This window comes from Sphingomonas sp. (assembly GCF_035714405.1).
GTDB lineage: Bacteria > Pseudomonadota > Alphaproteobacteria > Sphingomonadales > Sphingomonadaceae > Sphingomonas.
Genome location: NZ_DASTMA010000024.1, coordinates 26,228 through 33,437, shown reverse-complemented (window position 1 = coordinate 33,437; position 7,210 = coordinate 26,228). Strand labels below are relative to the sequence as shown.

The 7,210-nt window shown below is 68.5% G+C and carries 10 protein-coding genes; 8 read left to right on the top strand and 2 right to left on the bottom strand.

All coding sequences use genetic code 11. From position 1 onward, the window contains the following. The coding region (locus VFQ64_RS14465; RefSeq protein ID WP_325104050.1) for a ClpXP protease specificity-enhancing factor SspB at nt 1–191 on the bottom strand (191 nt) is incomplete at its 3' end. Nucleotides 192–263: 72 nt separating this feature from the next. Between VFQ64_RS14465 and hisB the strand changes: the two genes are divergently transcribed. The 8 genes from hisB to VFQ64_RS14425 all read left to right on the top strand — a co-directional run bounded on the left by hisB (nt 264) and on the right by VFQ64_RS14425 (nt 6,057). After that, on the top strand, nt 264–851 hold the full coding sequence (gene hisB, locus VFQ64_RS14460) for an imidazoleglycerol-phosphate dehydratase HisB (protein ID WP_325104049.1): 588 nt from the start codon (nt 264–266) through the stop codon (nt 849–851). 106 nt (nt 852–957) lie between these two features. Further along, complete coding sequence (gene hisH / locus VFQ64_RS14455) at nt 958–1,563, top strand: imidazole glycerol phosphate synthase subunit HisH (RefSeq protein WP_325104048.1); 606 nt, start codon at nt 958–960, stop codon at nt 1,561–1,563. A 4-nt stretch (nt 1,564–1,567) separates the two neighbouring features. Next, a complete protein-coding gene (gene hisA, locus VFQ64_RS14450) occupies nt 1,568–2,302 on the top strand; it encodes a 1-(5-phosphoribosyl)-5-[(5-phosphoribosylamino)methylideneamino]imidazole-4-carboxamide isomerase (RefSeq protein ID WP_325104047.1) in 735 nt (244 codons plus the stop codon). Between the two features lie 99 nt (nt 2,303–2,401). After that, a complete protein-coding gene (gene hisF / locus VFQ64_RS14445; protein WP_325104046.1) occupies nt 2,402–3,175 on the top strand; it encodes an imidazole glycerol phosphate synthase subunit HisF in 774 nt (257 codons plus the stop codon). A gap of 171 nt (nt 3,176–3,346) precedes the next feature. Continuing rightward, on the top strand, nt 3,347–3,499 hold the full coding sequence (locus tag VFQ64_RS14440) for a hypothetical protein (RefSeq protein ID WP_325104045.1): 153 nt from the start codon (nt 3,347–3,349) through the stop codon (nt 3,497–3,499). Between the two features lie 31 nt (nt 3,500–3,530). Beyond that, complete coding sequence (locus tag VFQ64_RS14435; RefSeq protein ID WP_325104044.1) at nt 3,531–3,845, top strand: phosphoribosyl-ATP diphosphatase; 315 nt, start codon at nt 3,531–3,533, stop codon at nt 3,843–3,845. Nucleotides 3,846–4,003: 158 nt separating this feature from the next. After that, nucleotides 4,004–4,381 carry a histidine triad nucleotide-binding protein gene (locus VFQ64_RS14430; RefSeq protein WP_325104043.1) on the top strand — a complete coding sequence of 126 codons (378 nt, stop codon included), beginning with the start codon at nt 4,004–4,006 and terminating at the stop codon, nt 4,379–4,381. Between the two features lie 107 nt (nt 4,382–4,488). Next, entirely contained in the window at nt 4,489–6,057 is a 1,569-nt protein-coding gene (locus tag VFQ64_RS14425) for an amino acid permease (RefSeq protein WP_325104042.1), read from the top strand. A gap of 123 nt (nt 6,058–6,180) precedes the next feature. On the opposite strand, the gene VFQ64_RS14420 is transcribed toward VFQ64_RS14425, so the two are convergent. Next, a complete protein-coding gene (locus VFQ64_RS14420; RefSeq protein ID WP_325104041.1) occupies nt 6,181–7,167 on the bottom strand; it encodes an adenosine kinase in 987 nt (328 codons plus the stop codon). Nucleotides 7,168–7,210: the final 43 nt, after the last annotated feature.

The window sequence follows — 7,210 nt, the reverse complement described above, 5'->3', positions numbered from 1 at the left end:
AAGCGCTCGACCAGCCGGCGGGGGATGTCGACGCCGGGTGCTTGCGTCTTGAAGGTGATGTAGAAATGATGCTCGCCCGGCAGGCCGCCATTCTCCGCCACGGTGGTCAGCACGCGGCCGACCACGGCACGCAGCGCTTCCTGCACGATCTCGTCATAGGGGATCAGGCTGTCGGGCAGGCCGTCGGTCATCCCCTTTGGGTAGCGCGCTTTGATGCCCGGTCAAGTTGCATGGGTTAGCGTGGCCGCTATGAGGGCGCGGCGATGCGACAAGCCACCATCACCCGCAATACCGCCGAGACCCGCATTGCGGTGACGGTGAACCTCGACGGCACCGGCGTGTACGATGTCGCGACCGGCGTCGGCTTTTTCGATCACATGCTAGAGCAACTCAGCCGCCATTCGCTGATCGACCTCCACGTCCGCACCCAGGGCGACCTCCACATCGACCAGCACCACACCGTCGAGGACACCGGCATCGCGATCGGCGAAGCGGTGGCCAAGGCGCTCGGCGACAAGCGCGGCATCCGTCGCTACGGCGATGCGCTCAGCCCGATGGACGAGACGCTGACGCGCGTCGCGCTCGATATCTCCGGCCGCCCCTGGCTCGTCTGGAAGACCGAATTCAGCCAGAAGCGACTGGGCGAGATGGACACCGAGATGTTCAGGCACTGGTTCCACAGCTTCGCGCAGGCCGCCGGCATCACGCTCCACGTCGAGACGCTGCACGGCGACAACAACCATCACATCGCGGAGAGTGCTTTCAAGGGCTTGGCCCGTGCTCTTCGCACCGCGGTCGAGATCGATCCGCGCAAGGCCGATGCGATTCCGTCGACAAAGGGTGTGCTTTGACGGCTCCCCTCCCGCGCGCGGGAGGGGCCGGGGGAGGGCTTGTCGAGTCCTGTGACACTCCCTCCCCCGACCCCTCCCCCGACCCCCTTCACGCGCGGGAGGGGAGATGAATCTCGCGCTGATCGACATCCAGTCGGGCAATCTCGGCTCCGTCGCCAACGCACTCGCTGCGGCAGGGGCGGCGGACGTGGTCGTCACCGCCGACGCCGATGCGGTGCGCAGGGCCGATCGCATCGTGCTCCCCGGTGTCGGCGCGTTCGGCGCCTGCGCGGCGTCGTTGCGCGCGATCGACGGCCTCGAGTCGTCGCTTGCCGAGGTGGTGCTGGATCGCGGACGGCCGTTCCTCGGCATCTGCGTCGGCATGCAACTGATGGCTGACGCCGGCGAAGAACTCGGCGAGCATCGCGGCCTCGGCTGGCTCGCGGGCCGCGTCCGCCGGCTGCAACCCGATACGATGGCAGCCAAGGTGCCCCACATGGGCTGGAACGACGTCGTACCCCTGGCCGAACACTCGCTGATCGAGCCCGGCGAGGCTTATTTCCTCCACAGCTATGCGTTCGAGGGGCACGGCGTCATTGCCACGACCGACCACGCCGGCCGGGTGGCGGCGGCGATCGGTCGCGACAATCTGCTCGGCGTGCAATTCCATCCGGAGAAGAGCCAGCGTTACGGCATCGCTCTGCTCGAACGTTTTCTCCAATGGCGGCCCTAAGTCTTTGTCGTTGATCGTCTTTCCTGCCATCGACCTCAAGGCGGGCCAGGTCGTGCGCCTGGCGGAGGGCGATATGGACCGCGCCACCGTCTATGGTGACGACCCCGCCGCGCAGGCGATGCTGTTCGCCCAGGCCGGGGCGCAGCACCTGCATGTCGTCGACCTCGATGGCGCCTTTGCCGGCATTTCGGTCAACGGCGATGCCGTCCGCGCGATCGTCGAGCGCTTCCCCGGCCACGTCCAGCTCGGCGGCGGCATCAGGACCCGCGAGTCGGTCGAAGGCTGGTTCGACCTTGGCGTGTCGCGAGTCGTGATCGGCACCGCCGCGCTCGACGATCCGGAGTTCGTCCGCGGCGCCGCGCGCGACTTCCCCGGTGGGGTCGTCGTCGCCGTCGATGCCCGCGACGGCATGGTCGCGACCAAGGGCTGGGCCGCGGTCTCCACCACCTCGGCGGTCGATCTGGCCCGCCGCTTCGAGGATGCCGGCGTCGCGGCGGTGCTGTTCACCGATGTCGGTCGCGACGGCCTGCTCAAGGGGTGCAACGTCGAGGCGACCGTCGATCTCGCCCGCGGCGTCGACATCCCGGTGATCGCCAGCGGCGGGGTGAAGGGTATAGCAGATATCCACGTCCTCGCACTCCATGCCAAGGACGGCATCGAAGGCGTCATTACGGGCCGCGCCTTATACGACGGCCGCCTCGACCTCGCCGCCGCGCTCAATGTAGCAAGCGCGGCGTAGCTCCCCTCCCGCTTGCGGGAGGGGTTGGGGGAGGGCATGTCCACTAGCCGTGATTGACAACCCCTCCCCTAGCCCCTCGCGCAAGCGGGAGAGGAATGCATGACCCTCCGTGCTCGCGTCATCCCCTGTCTCGACGTCGCCGACGGTCGCGTCGTCAAGGGCGTGAACTTCGTCTCGCTTCGCGACGCCGGCGACCCGGTCGAGCAGGCCCGCGCCTACGACGCTGCCGGGGCGGACGAGCTGTGTTTCCTCGACATCTCCGCCAGCCATGAAGGGCGCGGCACGCTGCTCGACATCGTCCGCCGCACCGCCGCCGTCTGCTTCATGCCGTTGACCGTCGGCGGTGGCGTCCGCTCCGCCAACGATGCGCGCGCGCTGCTGCTCGCGGGCGCCGACAAGGTCGCGGTCAATTCCGCCGCCGTGGCGCGGCCGGAGGTCGTCGCCGAGATCGCCGAACGCTTCGGCAGCCAGTGCGTCACCGCCTCGATCGACGCCCGGCGAAGCGGCGAGAGTTGGGAGGTTTTCACCCATGGCGGCCGGCACGCGACCGGCATCGACGCGGTCGCCCACGCCGTCCGGCTGGCCCGGCTCGGCGCCGGCGAGCTGCTCGTCACCTCGATGGACCGCGACGGCACCCGCGACGGCTATGACCTCGACCTCACCCGCGCGATCGCGGACCGCGTCGAGGTGCCCGTGGTCGCCAGCGGTGGCGTCGGCACCCTCGACCACCTCGTCGCCGGCGTGGTGGAAGGCCACGCCTCCGCCGTCCTCGCCGCCTCCATCTTCCACTTCGGCGAGGCCACCATCGCCGACGCCCACCGCGCCCTGGCCGCGGCCGGGGTGCCGGTGCGAACGCCGTTATCAGAAGGGTAGCAGCGCCTGCTATCTTCCCCGGCGCAGGCCGGCGCCCAGTCGCCACGCGCTGACGATCGAAGTTCAACCTTCTCCATCGAGCACCTCGCACCTCGCACCTGGGCCCCGGCCTGCGCCGGGGAAGATGTAAGTGCTAACCCGATGGTCATGCGTCGGGCTTAGGCTCGCTCCATGCCCGCCCTCACCGTCGCCCACGGCCACACCGGCGTCGTCCGCCCCCGCACGGCGCCTGAGCTCTCCGACCTCGTGCTATTCGCGGTCGCCGTCCTCGCCGTCTGGTTCGTCCGCCGCGCGCTCCGCCGCCGCTTCAGCGGCAAGGATTGACCACCCTCCCCGCCTCCGGCACCCAAGACGGGTGACTGAAGACATCCTCGACCGCCTCGAAGCCACCATCCGCGCCCGTCGTGGAACACAAGGCAGCTACACCGCCCAGCTCTTCGCCGCCGGCCGCACCCGGATCGCCCAGAAGCTCGGCGAGGAAGCGATCGAGACGGTGATCGCCGCCTGCGGGAACGATCCGGCGAAGATCGTCCCCGAAGCCGCCGACCTCCTCTATCACCTGCTGGTGCTGCTCGCCGACGCAGGGCTCCGTCTGGACGACGTGCGCGAGGAACTGACGCGGCGGCAGGGCACGGGCGGGCTGACCGAGAAAGCGTCCCGGCCGAGGTGACGTGGCGCTGTCCTACAAGCCCGCGTTCGGCATAAGAGCCGCCATGGCGCGTCCGCTTACCCCTCCCTCGGTCCGGCGCAGGATGGCCGGGCGACATGTCTGCCGGATAGCGTGAACTTAGTGTGACCTTTCGAGCCGACCCACAGGACCACCGACCCATGCCGATCGACGCCACCCAGCCCTATGATCCCGCCAACCTTTTCGCCCGCATCCTGCGCGACGAGATCCCCTCGCGCCGCGTGTACGAGGACGAGTGGGCAATCGCCTTCCACGACATCGCGCCGGCCGCGGCGGTCCACATCCTGGTGATCCCGCGCGGTCCCTATGTCTCCTGGGACGACTTCTCGGCGCGCGCGTCCGACGCGGAGATCGCGGGCTTCATCCGCGCCGTCGGCCAGGTCGCGCGCGCGCAGGGCCTGGCCCGGCCGGGCTACCGCCTGCTCGCCAACACCGGGCCGCATGGCGGACAGGAGGTGCCGCACCTCCACGTCCACCTGTTCGGCGGCCAGCCGCTCGGGGCGATGATCGCACGCTGACGCGCGTGGAACCCGGCGCGATAAGGGATTGCACGGAGGCGTTTTCGCTCTAGGCTTTCGCCCATCCAGACCAGCGGCCGGCCGACCGGCGACAAGGGGAAGAGTTCATGGCGACCATGCCGCCACAACGGACGGTGCTGCAGCGCATGTTCGCGCGCAAATCGATCGCGCAGGTTCAGCGCGAGACCGCGACCAGCGAGCTGAAGCGGACGCTCGGCAAATGGAATCTGCTGCTGCTGGGCGTCGGCTGCATCATCGGCGCCGGCATCTTCGTCCGTACCGGCAGCGCCGCTGCGCTCCATGCCGGGCCGGCGGTGCTGCTGTCGTTCGTCGTTGCCGGCATCGTCTGTGCCTTTGCCGGCCTGTGCTACGCGGAGCTGTCCTCGACGCTACCCGTGTCGGGCTCCGCCTATACCTATGGCTACACCACGCTGGGCGAGTTCGTCGCCTGGATCATGGGCGCGCTGCTGTTGCTGGAATACGGCCTCGCGGCGTCGGTCGTCGCGGTCGGCTGGGCCGGCTATGTGGTCAGCCTGCTGGCGGATTTCGGCCTCGTCATCCCGCCGCAATTCACCGGCCCGGCCGGGTACACGCTGATGAAGGATGGCGCGCCCGTGCTGGTCAACGGCCAGACCGTGACCACGCTGTTCAACCTCCCCGCCTTTCTGATCTGCCTGGCGCTCGCCGGGTTGCTGATCCGCGGCGTGTCGGAATCGGCAAAGGTCAACAACGCCATCGTCGCCATCAAGGTCAGCGTGCTTGCCGCCTTCATCGTCGTCGGCGGGCTGATCGTGCTGTCGAACTTCAGCGAGCTGGTGGCGACCAACTGGACGCCGTTCATCCCGGAGAACCAGGGCGAGGGGAAATTCGGCGTCGACGGCATCATGCGCGCCGCCTCCATCGTGTTCTTCGCCTATATCGGTTTCGAGGCGGTCTCAACCGCGGGCCAAGAAGCCAAGAACCCGCAAAAGGACATGCCGTTCGGCATCCTCGGTTCGCTGATCGTCTGCACCGTGATCTATATGCTGGTGGCGGCGATCATGACGCTGCTGGTGCCCTACAGCACGCTCAACGTGCCCGATCCGGTCGCGGTGGTGGTCGACGCGTTCGGCCCGACCTGGAGCTGGCTCGCCAAGATCATCAAGGTCGGCGCGATCATCGGTCTGACCTCGGTCGTGCTGGTGCTGATGTACGGCCAGACGCGCATCTTCTACACCATGGCGCGCGACGGCCTGCTGCCGCGCGTGTTCGCCACGGTCCACCCGCGCTTCAAGACCCCGTACATCAACACCATCCTGGTCGGCGTTCTCACCGCGGTGGCAGCGGGGTTCTTCGACATCAACGTGCTCGGTGACATGACGTCGGTGGGCACGCTGGCGGCGTTCGCGATCGTCTGTTTGTCGGTGATCTACCTGCGGCGCGCCGCGCCCGAGCTGCCGCGCGGCTTCTCCGTGCCGCTCTATCCCGTGCTGCCGGTGCTGGGCATCCTGTCTTGCGCCTACCTGATCCAGACCGTGCCGTGGGACGTGCTGAAGATCTTTCTGTGGTACATGCTCGGCGCGATGGTGGTGTACTTCCTTTACGGGATGCACAACTCCAACCTGCAGAAGGGCGAGCCGCAGGACAAAGTCGCCGACATGAGCGAGTTCCCGGCACCCGTCGGCACTCAACCCTGAGCCGTCGCGAGTATGGCGTCTAGCGAGAGCTAGGCGCCATACTCGCAGGGCCGGCCGCCGGGTCGGCAACGCCGCACCCGTCCGATGTTACGGAATTCGACTGCGTGGCGGCCTTGCCTCAGGTTACCCGACCAGCGCCTTCAGGTCCGCGACCGGGCGCGGTCCCATATGGCCGATGCATTCCGCCGCGCAGATCGCACCCAGCCTGAGCGAGTCGCCGATGCTGCGTCCCGTGACCTGACCGTGCAGGAAGCCCGCGGCGAACAGGTCGCCCGCGCCGGTCGTGTCGACGACCGCATCGACTCGCTCCGCCGGCACCGTGGTGCGCTCGCCGCCGACGATCGCCATCGCCCCGTCCGGGCCCAGCGTCACGACCAGTGTCGCCACCTTGGGCGCCAGCATCGCGATCGCGGCCTCCAGGTCATCGGTCTCGGCCAGCGACATCAGCTCGGCGTCGTTGGCGAACAGCAGGTCGATCAGGCCGGCGTCGATCAGCTCGTGGAACGCGGCGCGATGCCGGTCGATCACGAACTCCGCCGACAGTGTAAAGGCGACCTTGCGCCCCGCCGCCCGCGCGACGTCGATCGCCACCCGCATCGCCGCGCGCGGCTCCTCCGGATCCCAGAGATAACCTTCGAGATAAAGGTACGCGCTGTCCGCGATCAGGTCGCGGTCCAGCGCCTCGGCGGGCAGGTAGTGCGATGCGCCCAGGAACGTGTTCATCGTCCGCTGCCCGTCGGGCGAAACGAAGATCAGGCAGCGCCCGGTAGTCGGCGCGCCGGGACGAGAGGCCGTATCGTAGCGGATGCCGGCGGCCCGGACGTCGTGCGCGAAGACCTGCCCCAGCTGGTCGTCGGCGACCTGTCCGACAAAGCCGCAGGCGGAACCCAGCGCCGCCAGGCCGGCGATCGTGTTGGCCGCCGAGCCGCCCGACACCTCCTGCCCCGGCCCCATCTTGGCATAGAGCGCGTCCGCCTCCTCGGCGGAGAAGACCAGCTGCATCTGCCCCTTGGTCATACCGTTGGCGGCGAGGAAGTCGTCCTCGGCGCGGGCAAGGATGTCGACGATGGCGTTACCGATGGCGGTCACGTCATAACGAGGCTGGGTCAAGGCAGGCTCCGGATATAGGAAAGCCGGCCCTCTAGCCTCGGGA